This is a genomic window from Trichodesmium erythraeum IMS101 (assembly GCF_000014265.1).
Classification (GTDB): domain Bacteria; phylum Cyanobacteriota; class Cyanobacteriia; order Cyanobacteriales; family Microcoleaceae; genus Trichodesmium; species Trichodesmium erythraeum.
Genome location: NC_008312.1, coordinates 6542772 through 6564700 on the forward strand (window position 1 = coordinate 6542772; position 21929 = coordinate 6564700).

The following is a 21929-nucleotide window of genomic DNA, read 5'->3' on the forward strand; positions in this document are numbered from 1 at the left end:
TAGTTAAAACTTCTACATTCAAAACTAATAGAAGTTTTATCAGTAAAATTGCAGAGATAAAAGCCAACATAGACATTAAATTAATTCCCATAACTGATAATTGATAACTAATAACTGAAAAATGCCTAACTTCCGTTCCCATTATTGGTCTATTAGCTACTCCAGCAATGAAAATAATCCTATTGCTGACTTCTATATCCCAGCCTTAGAATGTGCTATTCAATATGATAGAAAATCTGGTTTTTTTAGTAGTGCTATTCTCAGTAAAGTAACCAGAGGATTAGGAGCAATGCTTCAAAATGAAGGTAAAATACGTCTGATTATGGGATGTCAATTTAACCCTCAAGATTTAGAAACCATTCAAAAAGGTTATGAGTTGAGAAAAGCTCTAACCCTTCGTCTTGATGCTGACTTAAAACCACCAGAAAATTTTGCCCAGCTCAAACATTTTGAAATTCTTAGTTGGTTAATTTCTACAGGTTATTTAGATATTAAAATTGCCATTCCTCTTAAAAATAACGGACTGCCAGAAGCAAGCGATCAACAATTAGACCCCCAACATATTTTCCATGAAAAAGTTGGAATTTTTACGGATAAAAATGGCGACCAAATAGCCTTTAGTGGTTCTAATAATGAATCATTAGGAGGATGGGAACAAAACGTAGAATCGTTTCATGTTTATTGTGCTTGGGAAGGAGAAAGAGACTTTGATAGAGTACAAGAAGAAGTATATAGATTTGAGAAACTTTGGCATAATTTAGCTCCTAATGTGAAAGTATTTAATATTCCAGAAGCCGTTGCAGAAAAACTTTTACGTTATACTCCCTCTACTAAACCCACTTGGAATGAAAAAGTTGAATTTGACACAAGACCATTACCATCAAAACTATCATATTTTTCTGACAACAAATCCGAGGAAAAAGAGGAAAGTAAAAACATATTTTCTACAGATAATATTGTCGAGAAAACCATCACAAATATCTCAGAAGCAGACAAAGAAAAAGAACTTCAAGCTTTTAATATTATCATAAATTCTCATCAACATCCTGGTTGCCTAGACTACTGCTTACAATCCATCACAATCGACCCTTGGCCTCATCAAATAAAAATTCTTAAACAAGTTGCTAAAAAATTCCCCTGTAACTTTCTCATAGCAGATGAAGTTGGATTAGGAAAAACAATTGAAACAGGTTTAATCTTACGTTATTTACTCCTCACAAAAGCCATCCAACGAGTTTTAGTATTAGCACCAGCTAGCGTTCAACCACAATGGCAAGAAGAACTCAGAGAAAAATTTAATCTGCACTTTTGGAGTTACAACAAAGGAGAATTTAAAGACCCCTACGATAACACTTCAACTATTAACAAAACTAACCCTTGGAACAGTCATAAACTAATATTAGCATCCTCCCATTTAGTCAGACGTGCTGAGAGAATGACAGAAATATTAGCAGCAGAAAAATGGGATTTAATTATTTTAGATGAAGCTCATCATGCTCGTCGCCAAGCCCCCCAAAATAGGAAAGAAACCCCTAACTCTCTCTTGAAATTAATGCAGCAGTTACGAGAAAAAACTAAATCTTTAATCCTATTATCTGCCACTCCTATGCAAATAGATCCTATCGAAGTATTTGACTTATTAGAACTTTTAGGATTAAAAGGACATTGGAGTTATGGGGATAATTTTTGTAACTATTTTGCCTCTTTATCAGGTAAACCAGACGAGCATACTTTCAATTTTTGGCAGGTAATGACTACAGATTATTTTAGACTAGGAGGAGTACCTTCCTCTCAGTTTGCATCCTATCTAAATAAAAGCGATCGCTTAATGTCCTACCGCCTCCGAGATATTTGGCAACAAGGGAAAAAAATAGTTAATCATAAAAAACTAGCACAGGATAAACCCTTTGTGAATACTTCCCGCCAATACCTAACTATTAATACTCCCCTCAAAGACTTGATGTTTCGTCACACCCGGGACACCTTACGTCAATATTATCGCCGTGGAATTCTCAATAGAGATATTCCCAAACGAGTTGTACAGGATAAAGCCATTATATTAGAACCCAACAGAGAAGTACAATTATATGTAGAAGTTAGTGACTATGTACGTCATTTCTATAAATTAGCTCAAAAAGAAAATCGTCAGGCGCTAGGTTTTCTAATGACTCTTTACCGCAAACGTCTCACCAGCTCGTTTTTTGCAATTCGGGAGTCATTGCAACGTCGTTTGGATGGTATTAGTATTACCGCTGACGACTTGGGAGACTTAGATGATGCTGACGATGCTATTATTACAGGATTAGAAAGTTATTGCCAAACTGAAACTGTAGACCCCCAGGAAATTGAATATTTAGAAAGTCTATTGTTGCAGTTTGAAAATACTGGTGAAGATACTAAACTATCTCACTTCATCACAACTTTAAGAACAGAATTAATAGATAGAGACAGTGTAATTATATTTACCCAATATACCGACACAATGGATTATTTACGACGGACTTTAAAAGATTTATATGGTAGTCAAATTGCCTGTTATTCTGGACGCGGTGGAGAAGTTTATCAAGATCAAAAATGGTGTCTAGTTCCTAAAGAGAAAATCAAACAAAAATTTCGAGCTGGAAGTATAAAAATATTATTATGTACTGAGTCAGCATCCGAAGGTTTAAACTTACAAACCTGTGGAGTAATTATTAATTATGATATGCCTTGGAACCCAATGCGAGTTGAACAGAGAATTGGTAGATTAGATAGAATAGGTCAATTTTATCCCACTGTGAGAATTTATAACTTTTATTATGATGGAACAGTAGAAGCTAAAGTTTATAAAAAACTGCGCGATCGTATTGATACTTTTCAAAATATAGTAGGCAACCTTCAACCTATTTTAGCCAAAGTTCCTACTTTTATAGAGAAAGCAGTTATGAGTGCCGACCCTGAAGAAGAAAATGTATTAATGTCTGATTTTGATAAAAATGTGTTAAATACTCCTCCATTAAGACCTGCTTTAGATGAGATGGTAGCCATGGATGTAGAGACAGACTTGACGGAAATTAGACAACCGCTAATTCCTACAAATTTATCTGCTGAACTAATAGAAAACTTATTTACTGATTCGTTACTATTAAAATTATCAGGGATAAAATTTACATTTTTAGAGGATAAATTGTGGCAGTTAAACTATCAAAATAGTAATTATCAAGTAACATTTGATGTGAATGTTTTTGAGGGTAAACCATCTGTAAGATTTATGAGCTTTGGAGAACCTTTATTTGAAGAATTGTTAGGGTTAATAATGAATAATAGCAGCAACCTTTAACTAATTATCAATTAAATCTCCTAATAAATCACTTATATCCCCTGTGCTTTGTTTAAATTATCATCACAAATTATCAAAGTTTTCGGGTTAGCATGATGAGAAAATCCTGAGTTTTTCTAATATTACCACTATGTCGTCTTGGAAAGAGGTAGAAACTGCTTACGAGGATCTTTCCCCTCATTGGGGAGGCGAAAACCGTCGTCAACACGAACAGCTATGGTTACCTGTGCAAGAACAAATAAAAAATTATCTAAATCGTCAAAGTCCTTCCTATACAGATTTTTTAAACTATAAATTACAAGTATTAAAGAGGTATTTAAGCGGTGGATAATTCTCTGAAAAATGCACTTTTATCCTATGAAACTGCCTTAAATCAGCATTTGCTGGTTCTTAAGGAAGAATTTGAGATGCTAGAAACAGCATGGCGATCGCTAAATGATGTCTATGAAGGATCAGCAGCAGAAGATTTCAAAGAAGTTTGGACAAAAACCATGGCCGATTTTGAAGATTCTGTTGGCAAGATAGAAACAATACTTTATTTTATCCGAGAAATCACTGAAAATGCCTAATTGATTTAATATGACCATTCAAGATCCCCGTATTCTCATTATCCTGCTCAATGACTTACTTGAAGAACTCAAACGGTGGACAATTACCACCCGTGAGACTTCAACTGATATGTCATGGTATCAAAATCAAGCAGAAGAAAAAGTTATACAAGCTCAATATAATGCTGCAATTATTCAAGATCAGGCAAGCAATGATCAAAAAGCAGTCGATCAGGCTAATGATGAAGTCGCTCAATTGTTGTCTAATTGTTATCAAGGGTTGGAAAATGCTCAACAAAATTTAAGACAAGCAGAAAACAGTGAACATCAGGCGCAATCAACCTTAAAGAATTGGCAAACTGAGTTAAATCTTGCGCTGGCTTGGTTAGAAAAAGCAGAAGCTAGATTACAATGCGCTATAGAGGAAAGAAAAAAAGCAGAAATTGATGTACGCAACGCAGAATTAGAATTACAGAACGCACAAGTGGCCCTCAGCCTTTGCCAAAATTCTGGTTCTACTGATGATAAGGGGCGATATCATGCCCCAAATTGCTATCGTCAGGAAGCAAGAGTGATTCGAGCAAAAAATGCGTGTAAAGATGCTATTCAATCTTTAAATCAAGCCATTGAAGAAGAAGCGGGAGCAAGGGATGAATTGGCCCAAGCACAAGTAAGGGTAAATTGTTGTCGTAGTGCTGTGGGATATTCTAGACAAGCTGTTCGCACAGCAAATATTGCTTTAAATCATGCTAATTCCGCCCTCAGTTTTGCCGAACGCAGTTTAGAAAATGCTCATGCTGCCAAACGTGAAGTGGAAAGAGCACAAATTGAAGCAAAAAATGAGCAGGAAATAGCAAATTTAATGTCTTTAGCCGTTAATACAGCGCAAAAACTGACAGAAGAAGCTAGAAGTGACTTTAAAGAAGCAGAAAACTTAGGAAACCTTGCCCAACGCCTAGAAGTAGCAGTTTCCAGAGAATTAGAGGATAGGGTAGAAAGTTTGATTGAGTTAAATCGTCCACCTTTATTTTAAACAATTTGGAGAGTAAAACAGATGGAAATGGGAGACACCCTTTGGAGAATGAAACAGCGATCGCGCACTTTACAAGAGTATCGTAAAGATATTCGAGGTTCGTGGCAAGATGAGGCAGCAAAAACTCTTAACCATCGTTATCTTAACCCCCACGAAGATGATGAACAGAAAATGATAGAATTTATGGAAAAACAGGTTCAAGGTTTAGAAAAAGCTAAGAATGAGTTGAAAAAGGCAAAAGAATACGCTTTAGAAGCCGATCGCTACTCCCAAAAAGTTGAACATTTCTTAGAACGAGAAAAGCAAGAAGTAAAACAAGCTAATCATTCTTATGATCTGTCTATAGAATATTATGGTTTAACTCAAGCAGAATTGCTTAATATTGACGAATTAATTCAACAAGCTAACCGCAGTTGTGGTTAACCCAACTTATTGCTATATTCAAAGCTATATTCAAACCCTATCAATGACCTGCTTAAAAGACTTAGAAAAGTCATCTGTAGGAACACCCACCATCAATGCCGAATCATGCCGTAGATGAATTTCCACATCCCGTTTTCTTTCCAAAAACAGACTCGCTTCCGATAAATGACGGGGTGAGAGAAAATGAACCACCTGATTAGAGGAACCTCGCCAACCTTTATTATCATTTAATTGCTCAATATATTGTCCGTCAATGAGAACATCTACTAAAGTCAGAATATCATCAATTGCCTGATCTGATTGACTTTGCAACTGCTGAAGAGAAAAACCCGTAAAACAAATAATTGAAATCTGACGACCCTGGCGAAGATAGATGAATAATTCCCTCAGAGCGATCGCTTGTAACATTGGTTCTCCTCCTGAAACCGTGACACCTTCAGTACCGGGAACCGACAAAATCATCTCAGCTAACTTTTTTGGCTCTATCAAAGTAGCTTGTGTTTGAGGTATCCATTCGGGAGAAACACAACCCTTGCAGTTAAAACAGCAACCTTGTACCCAGATCGCAAATCTTTGGCCAGGACCTAAAGTACGAGTAGCAGAACATATTTCAGCAATATTGAGTAAAGTCATATCAGTACCTGTACAAAATTAATTGAATATTTAGCATAAGTAGCACCAAAAGCAATTAGCATTTTTGCTTGATTTTGTATTCCTGATTCTAATTATAAAATAATAGAATTTTTCGTTTTAGCTTGTTCATTCTGACGACGAGCTTCAGCCAATTCTCCATCAATTTCTGATAATAAATTTCGGATATTTTCCATCATTTTTTCAACTTTATTCTGGTCTATTGGTAGTAAAGTTCCTAGAGCCTTATTAGATTGATAATGGGTATTTATAATAGCTAAAGCTTCCTCAGTAGCAGTTTGATACTTTTGAAATTCAGCATTTGCCGCTTGTAATTGCTCCTGCACCGAAACATATTCTTGTTGTTGCTTTGAGAGTTGATTTCTTTGTTCTTGGAGAAGATTTAACTCTCTGGATAAAGCAGCTGATAAATCTTCTCTTTGTTGTTGAGTTATAGTTATTAATTCCTTCACAGTTTCCGTAGTTTTAATTTCTCGATTATTTTGCCGAGACTGCCAGTATTCAATCTCTTCCCTCAGAGTAGTTTGCTGATGTTCTAGAGCAGTTATTCGATCATCCAATTCTGCCTTTTGTCTCTGTAGAGATGCTAACTTTTGCTTTTGTGGTTCTAGGTAAGCAGCTTGAGATTCGAGAGCTTCTTGTAAATTATTAATATCCGTTTCTTTGAGTTCTATTTCTATTTTCTGTAGGTGCTTTTCTTTTTGTTTTAAGTTTTGCAATTCCTGACTTTTTTGCAGTAGTTCTGCCTCTTGGTCAAACAGAATTTTTGCTGACTCTAGTAGCTGAGATTTTTCTTGAGTAATTTTTTGAATAGATGCAAAACCATTATTAATTTTATCTCTCATTTTGGGTGGAACTGACAACTCTTCTAAATGAGGCAACCAATTATTGAGAACTTCTAATTGTATATCCAGGGTTTTTCTCAGAGCGATCGCCCAAGCTTCCAAAGTATCTGAATCAGTATCTGCTACCTGTTGTAAGATTTCAGCAGTAAAGCACATTTTCCATAAAATTACTCCTAATTCTACCAATTCAAAAGGCAATTTAATGGTATCAAATTCCGTGAAATTTTTAGATAGCTGAAATTTCTGAATTAGTCTAATAAATCGTTGTATTTCTTGTTGCATTTCTTGTTGTTGTTCTGGTAGTAAATTCATCACTTAATAATAGGTATAGTAGGTAAATATCAGACAAATATTATATTTTCAATCCTCATCAGGTTTGAGTATATAACCAGGAAACATTTTAGAAATTATCTCACCCAACTCATATTCAATTTTGCTTTCTCCTCCTTGACTTTCGATTACTAAATAAGCTATGTGAGAGCGGTCTACCTTCATACCAACTCGATATTTTGTATTAGGAGAATAATTAGGTAACTCAATCATATCTGCCAGAGAGTTTTGATGTTTAAAACCTTTAGATTGAATTTGGACCCACAAAGTAACAGTTACTCGTCGTTCTATTGGTTCAATTTCTTTCTCATAAAAATTTGTCTCTGCCAAACTATCTAAACTAGAACCTCCTTTAATCAAAGGAATATTTATTTTATCTCTTTCTCCTGTAAGAGCAATTGTTTCTAAGATAATACCTAAAGTATGAACATATTTTTCTGTAGGCTCAACTAAACCATTAGCAATCAAACAAGCACCATAAGAGATAGCATAAGCACTATTAGTAATATTAAAACTTTGCTCAATTCGCACATCATTTCTCTCAAAACCCAAAATATTTTTAATCTCTTCTTGCACTAAAATAAACTGAGAAAATCCACCCACCATAAATAAACGATCTATTGAATAACCTTGGATTTTAATTTGCTCAATAACTCGTTTCATAACTTTTTGAATTCCTTGAGCAATAGGAGTAAATGCTTTCTGAACCTCCTCTAAAGAAACCGAATATCCTTCACCAAATTTATAAGCTTCATCATTAGCTTTGTCTTCTGGAGCATCCAAATAATTTATGAGTCTTCTAGTAGCTTTTACATGATTAGCAATTTTAACATTTTCAAATTCTCTAAGTAAGCGAATAAACTTTGAATCATTTTCCTGAATCTGTTCACCAAATTGTTTTTGATATGCTATTTGAACAATATTTTTATCGAAAGCAACCCCAGCAGATTCTAACCCTTTATCTCCTTCTCCATCAAAGTAGAGAACTTCAATTTTATTGTTGCTATAAATTCGACATAAACTCACATCAAATGTCCCACCTCCCATGTCGCAAACTAATAAGTTACCCTGAAAAGGATTAGTATTTTCTTCCTGAGCACGACGCTGCATTTCCCAAGCATAATAAGATGCTGCTGCTATAGGTTCGCTTACCAGTTGAATTAGTTGTTTTTCTAATCCTAAATCTTTCTTAATTAACTCCTGTAAACGTTCCCTACCGAGATTATAAATATCCCGCTGCCAAATTTCTGGCACTGAAACAACTAAACGTGAAATTTCTCCTTGTTCTTTAGTAAAACTATAGTCATTATCTGGAGAAATTAATAGTTCTTTTAAGTAATCAATAGTAACACTGATAGGAGTACGATTATTCTTAAAATATTGATTAAATTCAGATTCTGGTAACGGCAATCGCATTTTAAATTGACCGTAAGTTTCAATCTCAGGATCGTAGACAGCAATTTTCCGAGCTGAAGACCCTATTTCAATACCTTCTAAGTCATAGGCAATGAAAGAAGGAATATACTTTTCTCCATTTAATGGTGGATAGGAATAAGCTTCAGGTTTATCGTTAGTAATAAAAGAAATAATTGAATTAGTAGTTCCGAAATCTAAGCCAATTTTCATAATATATAAAGAAGAAAAAAGTAGGAAGAAGGAAAAAGGAAGAGAGAAAGTAAATGAGTCTATAGAACCATATAGTTCAGTTAGGGATTTTTTTGATCGCCATTTAATCTGAAGAGCTACTCTAATGGTTCCATAATTTATGAATTTTGGTATTACTTAGTATATAGCAATCGTCAATGATTTGTGAAAAAAAACTGTAGGGATTTGGTTATATAAATCCCATTTTCGGGCTTTTATGGAGACAAAACCCCTTTTTTATAAAATGTTACAACCTATGGACAAATTGGTATAAGACTACCTCAAGTGGCAAGATTAAAATATTATTGGTAATAGTTTCATAATTTGTATAGTAAATATTTGGAATTTTAATTATGATATACTATTACGAGTATTATATTGACTCATAAAAAGAATTAAATAGTATGGAACAATGTCCCATATGTGATACTAAATTTACGAAAGGAGAGGTTAATTATTGCGCTACTTGTGGTTGGGATTTAACTCCATATCCGATAAGTTTTGAATTACCAGAGTCTTTTGTTCAGAAGGAACGGGATAAAATTTATTGGGCTAAGAATTTATGGCAGAAAATGGAATCTCAATCAGGGCAATATAAATCCGATCTATCTCAACAACAATTTCAATTCTCTGATGCCCAATTAAAAATAGAAAATTTGGAGGCAGAAAATAGAGATTGTTTGTTTAGGATAGAAGGGTTGAATCAACAATATTCTGACTTACAAACTCGTAAAAAAGAAGTAGAAGAGCAATTAGAAAATTCCGAGAATAAATGTTCCCAACTCCAAAGTAAAATAGAAAATTTGGAGGGAGAAAAGATAGAATTTTTATCTCAAATACAAGAGTTAAATCAACAACATTCTGACTTGCAAACTCAGAAAATAGAAGTAGATGGTCAATGTTACCAACTGCAAATTGAAATAGAAAATTTAAAGGCAGAAAATAAGGGATTGTTGTCTAAAATAGAAGGGTTAAATAAACAATACTTTGACTTACAAACTCAGAAAAAAGAAGTAGAAAATCAGTTAGATTCGTCTCATAACAAGTCTTTTAACTTGCAAACTGAAAATGAGAGACTGGAGCAAGAAAACAAAAGTTTTTTGTCTCAAGTAAAACAGTTAAATCAAGAACTATCAAATGTGAAAAATGAGTTATCTGAAAAGAAAAGAGAATTAGAAGAACTTGAACAAGAATTATTATCTTTGCGATCGCAACAACCAAGTACAAACTTAAGAGGAAAAAGAAATATATGGGATATAGAAAACTAATTACTCATTAACCTCTAGTTTCCTATTGCTATTCTCGATGAGGAAATTTATTTTGTACGACTCTAAAAATTAACTCAAATCCCAATCAATTTGGATCTTTTTTCCACTTAAATAAATATCTGTACTACTTAAATCTTGTTCTCTAGCCAGTACATTTATCATTTCTATAGTTTTTTGTAATTGCATTTCTGCTTGTCCTAAACTTTCGTTCAGTCTCTGAATTCTACGTCTATTAATCCATCGATTAAATAAATTACTTTCCAGAACCTCAAGTTGATCATCAATTTCTGTGAGTTTTTCATCCTGTATTCGTGCTTGTTCTGTCAGGATACAATATAAGACAAAAGCTACAGGAATATCAAGATTTCTAGGTTCAATTTTTCCATTATCGCTATTTTTAGCAAGCTCCTTACCTAAAGTAACTGGACAGATCATTACTAACCAATCAGAGTTAGGAGCAAACAAAGGAGGAAACATTTTTTTGACATCTTCCATTAATTCTATTTTGTTTCTATGATAACAATAGTCATACTTAGTAACAATAATAACAATTGGAAAAGTTTTTTTTCGAGCTGGTCTTCTATTGATATTCAAATATTGCAGATACTGACCCATGAGGTTAGCTTTACTTTCCATTGCAATCTTTTGCAGATTAGCCTCAGTAACTGGCTCCCTTAAATCTTTGCCTGATATACAGAAGAATAAGCCATTAGATTCAGCAGCATAATTTCTAAGTGTCCTAACGTTATCATCACTGGATATGTCTAACATAGAACCGCCACGGTAGTCCAGCCATTCAAACTCTATTAATGATTTGTATGCGTAGCAAAGTTCAAAGTTGTAAATTTGAGGTGTATCGGTACCTCGAGGCCAACGTTCCTCACCAGATTCGCCCACGATCGTTGACCATAAAGTAGCCATTTCAACGCCTTCATCTGGATCGGTTGCCTTGAGACTGAATTTACTACCATTTTGAATAGCTGCATACATTCCTAACATAAAGCAGGTTTTGCCTGAACTTGAATCTCCTAGCATCAAAATTTTAATTTTCTCAGACATGTTGCTCTTTCTAACTTAACTAATTGGTATATATAAATTTTAAGATCAACGATAGTTGCTTTTATTTTTGGTTTTTGAAGTCATTCAATTTTTAGTTGTACTGTTCTCAAATACTCTTCCTAGATAAAAACCAATTAATATACTTATAAATATATCTAAGATATATATTTTAAAGATAAATAAGAGCATAAAAAAAAGAAAAGCTGAGATTAATAATATCCAAGTTATATGTTTCCAGAAAATAGAATCTGATAATCTTTTTGCAAAAGTATCTATTGAATTATTATAGACATCTTTTGTGCTATTGGAATCATCTTTAATGTCAGGTTTTAAGGAATCATTTATGACTTTTGAATTCGGTTTAACTAACTTTATAAGTTGAGTTGCGTCAGAAGTTGTAGCATTTAAAAATGGTCCTTGTAAAACATCTTGCTTTCGAGGAATACCTAGGCAAAGAGAAAGAGTTATATATTTATATGGATAATCAAAGAACTTACAACAACTTTCCCACAAATTGTGTCTATATTCTGGTTCGTCAGGGCAAATAAAAGCTTGATTTTCTCCTTCCGAGCATGGTATAAAATTTGGGTTTATAGATTTATTTAAGACATTAATATAATCTCTAAATTCTGTCACATTAGAATAATTTAGTACTAACTCATACGGATATGCATGAATCTTTCCTTTAGTAAATTGGTAATCTTTTAGATACCACAGGTTTTTTAAAGATGTTAGTAAATACTCAGACTTAAAAAATTCAAGGTCTTCTAAGCCAGGCAAAATCTTCAATGAATTAAAAGAATATTTGTTGATTCTAGCAACATAACCAACGAAAATATGGAGCGATCGCCCAGCAGCATCCTTGGCCAGATATTTATATTCTGGTTCGGAACCAATTAACTCCCTAACCATACAAGTCACGCCGAAAATACAATGCTTATGATTCTTAAATAGAGACCAACGAGGATTCCCCCGTAACTTCTCTGCATAGACTGTAGTCCCATGAATATATTTGCGTGCCCAATTCTTTTCTTCTATTCCAAAATCATTGGGAATGGCCAGAAAACGATAATCGGCTTCTTTGGTTCTACCGTAAACTATTACAGACCATAAGTCCATAAATTTATACCTCTAGCTTTGTATTTAGGGACACTAATTTATATATTATCTACTGTTTTATTGAGTTTTCAAATGAAGACCTCTTTGCCAACTCCTCGCATACGAATAGGAATTTTCGATATATTAAATATCTCTACTATCATAATAACTGTTATAATTAACTGCAAGATTTGGAATATTTTCGTTAAAACTGTCCATTAGACATTTCAAAAAGAATATAGAGTGTTAAATTCAATATTCTACCTACATCAATATTCTACATACATAAGGTATGAAAAAAGGTAGATAATTTGGAGAGATGTCTATTGTTAAGAACCTAGAATATTACAATTATTTTAAGATAAAAAAATAAACTAATTATGACAAATCGCATTCGACCTCGCTCTCGTCGTCAGAATAAACCCCAAGAAGAGCGTGATATAGCCTTAATGGTTGTACTGACTTTTTTCAACCTTGGTAGTGGTGCCACAACTATCTTGGGAGCCATGCAAATATTACCAATCAAATATTTAGCTTGGACTCTTGGCGGTGCTGTTCAACTAATGTTGTTCATCTTACAAGCAGGATTAGCGGCCAATCGTACTCCTTTACGCAAATGGTTAGCGATTATGGTATTAGCTACCGCCAGTGTTTATACTAGCTTTTTTACTTATTATGACAAACTAGCTCAAGGAACCAATGAAAAGCGGGGTATGGATATGGCACTCAAAGCTCATAATAGATTAATTTCAGAGGTATACACGCCAATGGAAGACCATCTTCGAGATTTACAACAAGAAGCTTTAACTCTTAGAGAAACTGCCAAAGCAGAAAAAGACAGAGGTATTGACACTGGATTGATTGGTTATGGAGATCAAGCAAGGAAATTTGATAAGCTAGCTCTAGAGAAAGAGATCGAAGCTAAAAATTTTCTGAATACAGTTAATCAACTTCGCCCATTGTTTGAATACAAGAGCAGAGACCTCAAACCAGTGGATATTTTGAACAAGGATAGAAAAGCTCTATCTTCGGCACCAGAAAACTTTCGTAATAATTATCCTGAATTAAAGCGTGGTGACTATATAGATGAAGACTTGGAATTTTCCTTACTTGCCCCATATCTTAAAGTAGTAAAGAATCAGGAGGAAGCTGCTCTCCTAGCTTTGATAATTGCAATAGGAGTAGATGGGATGGCAATTATGTTGGGAACAGCAATTGTTGTCAAGTTGATACCACCCGAAGAACGTCGCTCTCCTATTGCTATTGTTGGTAATTCTATCGCTAATTTTATTAGAGATATTAAAAAATCGTCTGCCAAAGTAGATAATGCTAGTAGAGAGTCTTTCCTAGCAGAAGACGAGGATTTGCAGGCTGCGGTAGAATATGTGACTTTGAACGTGAAAGGAAAAGGTTCAAATTTTCTCAACGATTTTTACTATGCTATCTTGGAAATAGAACCACATACTATTAATTATTCAGCACTGACGCAAAAATATAGAAATTATGATAATATGCAAAATCCAGTCCGAGCATTCATTGATAAGCTAAGAGAGCCAAGAAGGTTGTGGGTAATAAGAAACCAGGAAAATACTGAGTGGATGGTGCCGCCAGAACATTATCATCAACTTGTAAATTGGCTACAAAAAGAAATTAAACGCCAAAAAAGCTTAGAAGCAGAGAAAAAGATAGATTATGGTTTTGGATTTTCTGAAGAAGAAACTACTATCCAATTTCAAATGCCTAAAATGCCAGTAAATCCTAATTCTAACTGAGTTACGACTTAAGCCAAAGATGAAATAATATACCATTTGTAGGTGTTGACTGCCGTTAAACCCCTACTATATATGGTAGTTATGTTTAAGTTTTGTGAGTGTTATGTCTGATGACATCCATAATTATAGGGCTTTTGAGATTGATAAACCACATCGCCACAACCAAAACCTTGTAGGGAAATTCCTAGGAATGTCCCTACTGTAGTCTACTAAAATAAAAACGGCTGTAAGCGAATTTGATATTACTCAAATAAAAAGAGGAGAAAAATTATGAGCGGTGAAAAATGTAAATATGTCAGGGTTGAAGAACAAGAGTTACGAAGACTACGAGAACAAGAAAGTCGCTTACGTTCGGTACAAAATGATTTGCCCGAGCGATTGAATGCTGTAAGAGAACAAGCACGACAAGAATTTCAACAACGACTGGCACCACTGGAAAATCGCGCTCGCCAGCAAGAACAAGAAACTCAAAAGCTCAAAAGTGGTTTAAAAGATTTGGAAAAACAAACTCAAAAACGCTTACAAAGACAACGAGAAGAATTTCAAACTGCAGTAAAAGAATCAGAATCTCGCCAAAAGCAGGCCCTACAAAGAGAAACTAATCGTTTGGAGTCTGCCATGGCTCAAGGTTTTGAGTCACAACGTCGCGAATATTTGCAAATTACTCAGCAACAGAGACAAGAATATATTCAGTTGCTCGAACACCAGGACACTAAATTCACTCAATTGATTGATGAGGAGCGACAAGCTCGACAGGAACAAATTAAACAGGTCGTGGCCAATATACAGGAAGAGAGAGAGCGCAAAGCACAACTTGCTACCGATATGCTAGCAGATGTAGAGACAGTTTGGGAACAAATTAATCGGGATTATCAACACGAAAGATTTGCACCAGGAAAATTAGCAGATTTGCGTCGGGGACTGGAAATGGCCAGGAGTAATATTCAGTCTGGGGTGAATGAGGCAGCGATCGCTAATGCCCAACAAACTTATTTAGACTTAGCAGATTTGCGCTTGGAGTTGGAGCAGAAAGAACAAGAGTGGCAATTACTGTATAATTCAGCCTGGGAAGATTTGCGGAGTTTAATTGCTGAAGTGCAAGCCAACCGAGAATGTGAAATTGAAGTTGGTAAAGATAGTGAGACTGAGAAGTTTAAGTTTGAAGTAGATTATTGGGTTGATGGGCGTTTGAGTAAATACGAGGAGCAACTTGCTGAATTAGAGTCGCGACTAAAAGCTGGAGAATTAACCTTAAGTACAGAACAAGTAATACAGTTAGGAGCAGAAATTACCGCTTTACAACCAACTTTAGGAGAAATTGTGGAACAGGCAAAGTTGGCAATTTTAGGTTCTCAGTTGCGAGCGGAAATTGCCGATCGCGTTGTGGAAGTTTTAGATTCTTTAGGATATACTTTGGTAAATTCTGATGATGCAGTTTATGAAGGAGATGACGAGCGGAATGCTTATGTAGTAAAGGTGAAAAACATTGCTGGGGATGAAGTGGTAACAGTTATTAGTCCAGAAAAAGAGTTTGGAACAAATTCAGTTTCGATTAATTCTTTTAGTCAAACCTTGGTTGATGAGACAGCAACTCAGGAAAATGCTAAGGCGATTTTTGATTCTTTAGAACAGGAGAAAGTTCAGGGTGTTGGGGATGTGGAGTGCAATCAAGAAGCACGACAGGATTATTATAACATGAGAGAAGTACAGCAGCGTTCTCAAGAAGTAAAAAAAGGGGAAAGAGGAAGAAATAGTTGAGAATTACCACCCTAGTTATTGTTGATTATTCAGGACGTACACAAAATATGAACAGGACTTACGAAGGCAAACTCCGCAAACCTGGTTTTTCCTAGATATTTATGTGTTAAAAACAACGATTTACTGTAGAAACCGGTTTTTTTGCGTAAGTCCTAATGAAAATATACCCCATCTGTAGGGCTTAACAGCCGTTAACCATTACTAGATATGGCGCTTGGTGCGTAAGTCCTGTTATTGTTATATGTAGGGACGTTGTATCCAACCTCTCTACCCATACCCCCGCTCAATAAAATATTAAATTGTTAAAAATGACTGTAGAAAGAATTACAACAGGATTAAATTTACAATTTGGCGATCGCTTCCTCATCCTCTATGGTAGTAATACCAGCGACAGTTTTTGTACCCCCGACCTTCTATTACAAGACATTGAACAAGTATTGCATCAATATCTGCAATCTCAAAATTTTCAGAGAATTCTCTTTTATTCAGGAGTGCAAAAACTCTACTTTCTCGATCAACAATCCCGCGATCTCTGTCGCCAGCAGCCTCAAAATACAGCCCATAATTCTGCACCAGCACCAAAAATGCGAGTAAAATCTGGTCCCCTGGGGCGGAAACGTCGCTTGTTAGAGCAAGAAAAACCGACACCCACACCTGCGCCCACGAATTCAGCAACACCAAGATTACAAGATACTCAAGTTATACCAATCTGGGAAAAAGTGATGACAGATAACCAACAAAAATCAGCCATCGTTTTCTCTAACGCCGAAGACCTAGCAGAATTTGATAATAAACGTGAGTTATTTGGGCGATTTGTGAATTGGTCTCGACTACCTCCAAGCAATCACAATATTTGTATTTTGATTTTTCACCACGAAAACCGTTCCGAGCTACAACAGTTTTGCCAGACAATAGGATTGACATTTTTAGCTAATCTCATGGCTAATCGCGATCGCTCACATACACAATGGTTCAATTTTCATCGTCTAAACGGACCCAATATTGGAGAAATTATCGCTCTACAAAATTATTTTCGACTAGAACATCAAAAACCTGTAGATTGGAAAAGTGTTGAATCCTTACCAGTATATATGGCAGCAGAAAATCGCTCTTTAAATTATTGGTACGATCGCTATTTAACTTCGGAAGAAATTTCTCTAACTCAAGCACGACAGCAAAATTGGCTCTCTGGGAATATTAGCACTCAACCAGCTTTAGAGCGATTAGAACAAATGATTGGTTTACAGACAGTTAAAGATAAAATTCGAGGGTGGATGCGCAAATTGGAAGTTGAGAGCGATCGCCAACGGCAAGGATTAACACAAGAATCACCCCGCTTACATCTAGTATTTAAGGGTAATCCCGGCACTGGCAAAACCACTGTAGCCAGGTTAATTGGGGAAATATATCGCGACTTAGGATTACTGGCTCGAGGTCATGTGCGGGAAGTAGCACGGGGAGATTTAGTGGCAGGTTATGTGGGGCAAACTGCAATTCAAACTAATGAAGCAGTAGATGATGCTTTAGACGGAGTGCTGTTTATTGACGAAGCTTATACTTTGAGTCAAGGTGGTAATGCAGATTTTGGTCAGGAAGCGATCGATACATTATTAAAAAGGATGGAAGATAATCGCGATCGACTAGCTGTCATTGTGGCAGGATATCCAACACCGATGGATGAGTTTATTAATTCTAATCCTGGTTTGCAGCGACGCTTGGCAACAGAAATTGTGTTTGAGGATTATACCCCAGAAGAATTGCTAACAATTTTTCGTCAGCGAGTCTCGCGGGTACAGTCTTCTATTGCGCCTCAGTTAGAAGATACTTTGAGAAAATTATTGACGCAGTTGTATGAAAGTCGCAATGAGAATTTTGGCAATGCTGGTTTAGTGGAAAATCTATTTAATAAAATGGATAATTTACGAGCATCTCGGGTAATAGAAGCAAATCTTGACCCTATTCGAGAACCGTTTCAGGTTGAAGACTTGCCACCCCAGTATCAAGCAGGTGGTAGTAAAGAGGAGAATTTAGCAGATTTGTTAGAGGAATTAGAAAATAAAATTGGTTTAAATTCCGTCAAATCAGCAATTCGAGAGATAGTCAATAATCAGTTAGCAAACCAACAGTTGGAAGCAGCAGGGTTGCCAGCGGGTGGAACTGAGACATTACACATGATATTTTCAGGAAATCCGGGAACAGGTAAAACTACTGTAGCGCGATTAGTGGGGAAGATTTTTAAAGCTTTAGGGTTGTTGCGTCAGGGACATTTTACTGAAGTAGTTCGTAGGGATCTAGTAGCAGAATATGTTGGTCAGACCGCAATTAAAACTGCTGAAGTGGTGAAGTCTGCTTTGGATGGAGTTTTGTTTGTGGACGAAGCTTATGCTTTAACAAGGGGGAGTTCGGCAAATGATTTTGGTCCAGAGGCGATCGATACTTTAGTGCCAGCATTGGAGAATTATCGCGATCGTATGGTAGCAATATTTGCCGGTTATTCTCGTGAAATGGAACAGTTTATAGCAGCAAATCCTGGTATAGAATCTCGCGTTGCTTACAGAATAGAATTTCCTGATTATTCTGGTAGAGAAATGCTACAAATTTTTCTGAGTATGTGTCATCGGGATCAGCGTATTTGTCCGTCGAATGTATCAGTAGTTTTAGGGAATATTTTTACATATATGTATCAAAATCGTGGTGCAAATTTTGGCAATGCTCGTGATGTTCGCAACCTTTACGAACAGATGGTAAAAAGATTAAAAAATCGGATTGTACAATATAATCTTTTGGGTGAAAAAATGCTTAAATTTACTATAGAAGATATTCCGAATAAGTATAAATTAAATAAATAGTAACTCTAACAGGTTTACCCGATTCTAATCCTGGGTGTAAGTATGAATAAAAGACTATAGAATTCTTAAGAAAATTAATTGACCCTATCAACAGGAGTGTAGTTTATCAATTATGTTCTGCTACCAAAAAAAATCCATGGTTTGCCCAAAATATCCCACTAATTTTTTGTGTTCTATAGAATTAATTTGTTTAATTTATAAATTATGATGATAATTCATATAACTTTTTGCGTAAGTCTTGTTTATTATGTACCAAATATTTAATGCATTTACACTATAATTAATGTTTTTGCATAAATCATGGATATATAAATCATGGATAATATTAATATTAAATATGTGAGACCTCATATTTCAAGTTTTGAATTTTAATGTATGTAGGTTAATTCAGACTGATTTAAAATAATCATCTAGATTTAAAAACAACTATAATTTTAGGTAGTGAAAAAGCAAATACTGATTAAGAGTTTTTATCATTTTTGTTTTCTCATGAATACTATAGTTTTATTTCTGAAACATTAATGGTATTAAAAAAACTAAATAATCTTCTCTTATTCATAACTCCAAATACCAAAATTTCTTTGTGATCACAGGCTTATTTTATCTATAGAATAAAATTCTATAGTCTTAGCAAAGAAGTAATTACTATTAATTACCTAAACCTTAAACATAATCAAAAAGTTTTAGTTATTAACTAGAATTAAATAGATAATTAATAATATTATGATTATCTATAATTCACTATTCATATAATAATAAAATTCTGTTTTTTAATACTGTCTAGTATGGTGAATAATTAAAAGTAACTATATCTAACACCATAAATAATGTAAAAAAAAAATGACTATCTAGGGGATTAGATGACAATTCCTTGAAAGATGGTTACTCTTAATTCTTAAGTATTTTTAAAGATGTCTAATTATTGGCGCCACAAATCACAGCACAAATAGGAATGATTACCACATCAATCAGAAGATGATTAACACTATGTTCTACACAGGGATCTATTAAAAAATGAAAATGTTTTCCACGGATGCTATTGGTGAGTTAGTAATAAAATGTAAGTCCTACTTATATTAAGTTTTATGTGCGTTTGCCTAGTAACCTACCTTAAAACCCTAGCCATTAAGTCGTCTCCATCAAGAAGTAGGGTGTTCTCTAAAGTAGAAACCAACCCATCTCCAAATCCTTTCAATAAGGCATCAATGAAAACTATATCTTTATCTTTTAAAATAGCACCTTTGACTGTTAGATGATATTTGCTAACAAATTCTAGTACATTGATGTTTTCTGAAAACATATTAAAAGTTTTCTCCACAGGAAATTTAGTATCCCAAATATGACCAAAGTGTTTCAGGAAACTAGCAGGAGTTTTATTACCATCCCAAACTCAAATTTCACCTCCATCTAATCTTGCTTGCTCAATGGGATTAATGCTAAACATAATTTTATTTCAATTAATCATCATAACATTAATGTCAGCTACCTATATTTTTATGCCTATAGTAATACCATTAATATAAATTGGTAGTACACTCGTGAAAAAAAACTTTAAAACTCATGACTGGAAGGCCCACAAAGTAAATGTTATCTGTGAAGGTGCTGTGGTTGCAGAACATTTAGGCCAGATATATATATTCACTCCAATAAATAGCAAAGCAATATAGAAGCTTCGCTTTAGTATGTGAGTAAAAAGGGACAAATCATAATGAAAGTAACTACAGCAGACCGACTACCTTACGTTAGAAAAGTGTCTGTAAAAATAGTGTGGTCCATCGACGATTACTATGTAGACGTAGAAGCCGAAACTGGTATTAAAGAACTAATCTATATATACGAAAACCTCACAAAGTATGGGCAAGTATTTGCAGCTTATACAAACTCGCTGGAACTAGGCGGTCTCGAATACGATGATGCCTGGGGAAAAGTTTATGATTGGTCAAAAATAGCAGAGAATATTTCAGTAAAACACGCAAAAATATCAAACGCAAAGACCAAAAGAAAGTTCAATAACGAGCCACTGCCTAATTGGTCTGGTGCTAGTGTAGAAGACTTAAGCTCAGAAGATGCAATTGTCACAATTCATGGTGGATCTGTTTTTATTATGAAGTGCACTGAGGCTTCGCCGAAAGGGTAAAGTTAAGTGGCTTAGGGTAAAAAAGACCCCATCTAACAAACATTAAGAAGTAATGGGGTAGCTCGTAAAAAAAAGCTACCCCATGAACATGCTACAAAAAACAAAGCTAGGTAATATCATGAATATTATAACAGATGCACCATCAATAGAACACTCTAATGTTTTCTTAGACATAAACAAGAAAGACGGGAAATACAAAATTTTAACAGCCATGGCTTTTGACTCTACATTCACTAGAGTTGTTGGGAAATAACTTAGGAGAGAAAAAACTCAAACGAAAACTTGACATATTTCCCTAGTAATTTGACTACTTATGCTGTCATCAGATATAAGTTCCACTCACCAGTTGCTGTTAGCATTAATTTGTCATCAAAATCATACTTGTGATTACGAGAAATCTGACTGACAGCTCCATAACGCTTGACGCCCGCCAAGGCGTTTTCACAGACTACCCTTGATTGACTCAATTTCCGAAAATCTGTTTTTGTTGCTCACTTAACTCTCCCCCTTTTGGTTTTTTATGGGGGATTCGGATATTTTCATACTGATGCGTGGAGACCTTGGAAACCACTGTCTACTTCTATCGGAATCTCTAGAGGTATATTTCCTATCAATTTTTCCTGGTCATGGAACTTCGCTTCATGCAGCTTTCCTTCTCGTGCCTGACTCAATACCAGCACTTTCTTGTTTTGATTAACTGCTACTAGATGTTTGCGAGTGTGACGCTTTTTTTTTCCTGAATAATTCAGTTTTGGTTTTTCAGAGTGAGTTGGTCTTTGTACTGGCCGTTCTGTGCCATCCATTATCACTCGTTCTACTCGAGGGAAACGCTCTATGAATCCTTGGACACTGTTAATTTGACGCAATGCATCGCGCCTTTTTTTCTCCCAAGGCTGCTTCTAACATAGTTTGTAAGCGATGAACCCAATAATGTGCTTGACTACGGTCGATATCAAACAAGATACCAGCTAAGTCAAAAGTCGGGTAACATTTAAAGTAGAAGAGAATGTCAAACAATTTGTCTTGTAGAGTGCGTAAACGAGCCAAAAGACCTCCTCCAACAGAGCGTTGACGAGGTGAGCGAGTGCAATGTTTGCTCATACATTTGCCCAAAGGACTCCAAGAAAGATTCAAATGCTTTACGGTTTAATGGGTGTTAATGCTCTGAGTAATCTGTCTTGTTTTAAGGCTCGTT

Annotated in this window: 19 protein-coding genes; 10 read left to right on the forward strand and 9 right to left on the reverse strand. The window is 35.1% G+C overall.

Features of this window, described 5'->3' with window-relative positions:
- Positions 1-121: 121 nt before the first annotated feature.
- The 5 genes from TERY_RS20385 (at position 122) to TERY_RS20405 (ending at position 5323) form a co-directional block, all read left to right on the forward strand.
- On the forward strand, positions 122-3319 hold the full coding sequence (locus tag TERY_RS20385; protein ID WP_011612599.1) for a helicase-related protein: 3198 nt from the start codon (positions 122-124) through the stop codon (positions 3317-3319).
- A gap of 130 nt (positions 3320-3449) precedes the next feature.
- Positions 3450-3650 carry a hypothetical protein gene (locus TERY_RS20390; protein ID WP_052845847.1) on the forward strand — a complete coding sequence of 67 codons (201 nt, stop codon included), beginning with the start codon at positions 3450-3452 and terminating at the stop codon, positions 3648-3650.
- The gene (locus TERY_RS20395) at positions 3643-3888 is read left to right on the forward strand and encodes a hypothetical protein (RefSeq protein ID WP_011613567.1); all 246 of its coding nucleotides are present in this window, start codon (positions 3643-3645) and stop codon (positions 3886-3888) included. Before TERY_RS20390 ends, TERY_RS20395 begins: the two co-directional genes overlap by 8 nt.
- Positions 3889-3898: 10 nt before the next feature.
- Positions 3899-4900 carry a hypothetical protein gene (locus TERY_RS20400; protein ID WP_011613568.1) on the forward strand — a complete coding sequence of 334 codons (1002 nt, stop codon included), beginning with the start codon at positions 3899-3901 and terminating at the stop codon, positions 4898-4900.
- 21 nt (positions 4901-4921) lie between these two features.
- Complete coding sequence (locus TERY_RS20405) at positions 4922-5323, forward strand: hypothetical protein (RefSeq protein WP_011613569.1); 402 nt, start codon at positions 4922-4924, stop codon at positions 5321-5323.
- A gap of 30 nt (positions 5324-5353) precedes the next feature.
- Here TERY_RS20405 and TERY_RS20410 read toward each other — a convergent pair whose 3' ends face one another.
- The 3 genes from TERY_RS20410 to TERY_RS20420 form a co-directional block, all read right to left on the reverse strand.
- On the reverse strand, positions 5354-5956 hold the full coding sequence (locus tag TERY_RS20410) for a 4Fe-4S cluster-binding domain-containing protein (RefSeq protein ID WP_011613570.1): 603 nt from the start codon (positions 5954-5956) through the stop codon (positions 5354-5356).
- A gap of 92 nt (positions 5957-6048) precedes the next feature.
- Positions 6049-7131 (reverse strand): hypothetical protein, encoded by a 1083-nt coding sequence (locus TERY_RS20415; protein WP_011613571.1) that lies wholly within the window; start codon positions 7129-7131, stop codon positions 6049-6051.
- Positions 7132-7179: 48 nt separating this feature from the next.
- Positions 7180-8775 carry an Hsp70 family protein gene (locus TERY_RS20420; RefSeq protein WP_011613572.1) on the reverse strand — a complete coding sequence of 532 codons (1596 nt, stop codon included), beginning with the start codon at positions 8773-8775 and terminating at the stop codon, positions 7180-7182.
- Between the two features lie 422 nt (positions 8776-9197).
- Here TERY_RS20420 and TERY_RS20425 point away from each other — a divergent pair, with 422 nt between their 5' ends.
- Positions 9198-10061 (forward strand): chromosome segregation ATPase-like protein, encoded by an 864-nt coding sequence (locus TERY_RS20425; RefSeq protein WP_011613573.1) that lies wholly within the window; start codon positions 9198-9200, stop codon positions 10059-10061.
- 69 nt (positions 10062-10130) lie between these two features.
- On the opposite strand, the gene TERY_RS20430 is transcribed toward TERY_RS20425, so the two are convergent.
- Together TERY_RS20430 and TERY_RS20435 are read right to left on the reverse strand one after the other, a co-directional pair.
- Positions 10131-11096, reverse strand: a complete 966-nt coding sequence (locus TERY_RS20430) for a hypothetical protein (protein WP_196797130.1) — start codon at positions 11094-11096, stop codon at positions 10131-10133.
- A gap of 108 nt (positions 11097-11204) precedes the next feature.
- Positions 11205-12239 (reverse strand): hypothetical protein, encoded by a 1035-nt coding sequence (locus TERY_RS20435; protein ID WP_011613575.1) that lies wholly within the window; start codon positions 12237-12239, stop codon positions 11205-11207.
- Between the two features lie 359 nt (positions 12240-12598).
- Between TERY_RS20435 and TERY_RS20440 the strand changes: the two genes are divergently transcribed.
- The 3 genes from TERY_RS20440 to TERY_RS20450 all read left to right on the forward strand — a co-directional run bounded on the left by TERY_RS20440 (position 12599) and on the right by TERY_RS20450 (position 18597).
- A complete protein-coding gene (locus TERY_RS20440) occupies positions 12599-13990 on the forward strand; it encodes a hypothetical protein (RefSeq protein ID WP_011613576.1) in 1392 nt (463 codons plus the stop codon).
- A 270-nt stretch (positions 13991-14260) separates the two neighbouring features.
- Positions 14261-15748 (forward strand): hypothetical protein, encoded by a 1488-nt coding sequence (locus TERY_RS20445; RefSeq protein ID WP_011613577.1) that lies wholly within the window; start codon positions 14261-14263, stop codon positions 15746-15748.
- A 308-nt stretch (positions 15749-16056) separates the two neighbouring features.
- Complete coding sequence (locus TERY_RS20450; protein ID WP_011613578.1) at positions 16057-18597, forward strand: AAA family ATPase; 2541 nt, start codon at positions 16057-16059, stop codon at positions 18595-18597.
- A 1105-nt stretch (positions 18598-19702) separates the two neighbouring features.
- Here the strand turns inward: TERY_RS20450 and TERY_RS20455 are convergent.
- Positions 19703-19897 (reverse strand): hypothetical protein, encoded by a 195-nt coding sequence (locus tag TERY_RS20455; protein ID WP_044136957.1) that lies wholly within the window; start codon positions 19895-19897, stop codon positions 19703-19705.
- Between the two features lie 465 nt (positions 19898-20362).
- On the opposite strand from TERY_RS20455, the gene TERY_RS20460 reads away from it, so the two are divergent.
- Positions 20363-20734, forward strand: a complete 372-nt coding sequence (locus TERY_RS20460; RefSeq protein WP_155994524.1) for a hypothetical protein — start codon at positions 20363-20365, stop codon at positions 20732-20734.
- Between the two features lie 311 nt (positions 20735-21045).
- Here the strand turns inward: TERY_RS20460 and TERY_RS35440 are convergent, their stop codons facing one another.
- The 3 genes from TERY_RS35440 to TERY_RS37535 form a co-directional block, all read right to left on the reverse strand.
- The gene (locus TERY_RS35440; protein ID WP_196797131.1) at positions 21046-21201 is read right to left on the reverse strand and encodes a hypothetical protein; all 156 of its coding nucleotides are present in this window, start codon (positions 21199-21201) and stop codon (positions 21046-21048) included.
- A gap of 72 nt (positions 21202-21273) precedes the next feature.
- On the reverse strand, positions 21274-21600 hold the full coding sequence (locus TERY_RS37530) for a transposase family protein (RefSeq protein WP_370495966.1): 327 nt from the start codon (positions 21598-21600) through the stop codon (positions 21274-21276).
- Entirely contained in the window at positions 21587-21835 is a 249-nt protein-coding gene (locus TERY_RS37535) for a transposase family protein (protein ID WP_011610837.1), read from the reverse strand. The genes TERY_RS37530 and TERY_RS37535 overlap by 14 nt, the downstream gene beginning before the upstream one ends.
- Positions 21836-21929: the final 94 nt, after the last annotated feature.

Coding starts and splice junctions, on each gene's coding strand:
- TERY_RS20450 (WP_011613578.1), top strand. CDS start 16,057: ATGACTGTAGAAAGAATTACAACAGGATTAAATTTACAATTTGGCGAT.
- TERY_RS20415 (WP_011613571.1), bottom strand. CDS start 7,131: ATGAATTTACTACCAGAACAACAACAAGAAATGCAACAAGAAATACAA.
- TERY_RS20420 (WP_011613572.1), bottom strand. CDS start 8,775: ATGAAAATTGGCTTAGATTTCGGAACTACTAATTCAATTATTTCTTTT.
- TERY_RS20430 (WP_196797130.1), bottom strand. CDS start 11,096: ATGCTAGGAGATTCAAGTTCAGGCAAAACCTGCTTTATGTTAGGAATG.
- TERY_RS20390 (WP_052845847.1), top strand. CDS start 3,450: ATGTCGTCTTGGAAAGAGGTAGAAACTGCTTACGAGGATCTTTCCCCT.
- TERY_RS20385 (WP_011612599.1), top strand. CDS start 122: ATGCCTAACTTCCGTTCCCATTATTGGTCTATTAGCTACTCCAGCAAT.
- TERY_RS20435 (WP_011613575.1), bottom strand. CDS start 12,239: ATGGACTTATGGTCTGTAATAGTTTACGGTAGAACCAAAGAAGCCGAT.
- TERY_RS37535 (WP_011610837.1), bottom strand. CDS start 21,835: ATGAGCAAACATTGCACTCGCTCACCTCGTCAACGCTCTGTTGGAGGA.
- TERY_RS20425 (WP_011613573.1), top strand. CDS start 9,198: ATGGAACAATGTCCCATATGTGATACTAAATTTACGAAAGGAGAGGTT.
- TERY_RS20455 (WP_044136957.1), bottom strand. CDS start 19,897: ATGTTTTCAGAAAACATCAATGTACTAGAATTTGTTAGCAAATATCAT.
- TERY_RS20440 (WP_011613576.1), top strand. CDS start 12,599: ATGACAAATCGCATTCGACCTCGCTCTCGTCGTCAGAATAAACCCCAA.
- TERY_RS20405 (WP_011613569.1), top strand. CDS start 4,922: ATGGAAATGGGAGACACCCTTTGGAGAATGAAACAGCGATCGCGCACT.
- TERY_RS20400 (WP_011613568.1), top strand. CDS start 3,899: ATGACCATTCAAGATCCCCGTATTCTCATTATCCTGCTCAATGACTTA.
- TERY_RS20410 (WP_011613570.1), bottom strand. CDS start 5,956: ATGACTTTACTCAATATTGCTGAAATATGTTCTGCTACTCGTACTTTA.
- TERY_RS20445 (WP_011613577.1), top strand. CDS start 14,261: ATGAGCGGTGAAAAATGTAAATATGTCAGGGTTGAAGAACAAGAGTTA.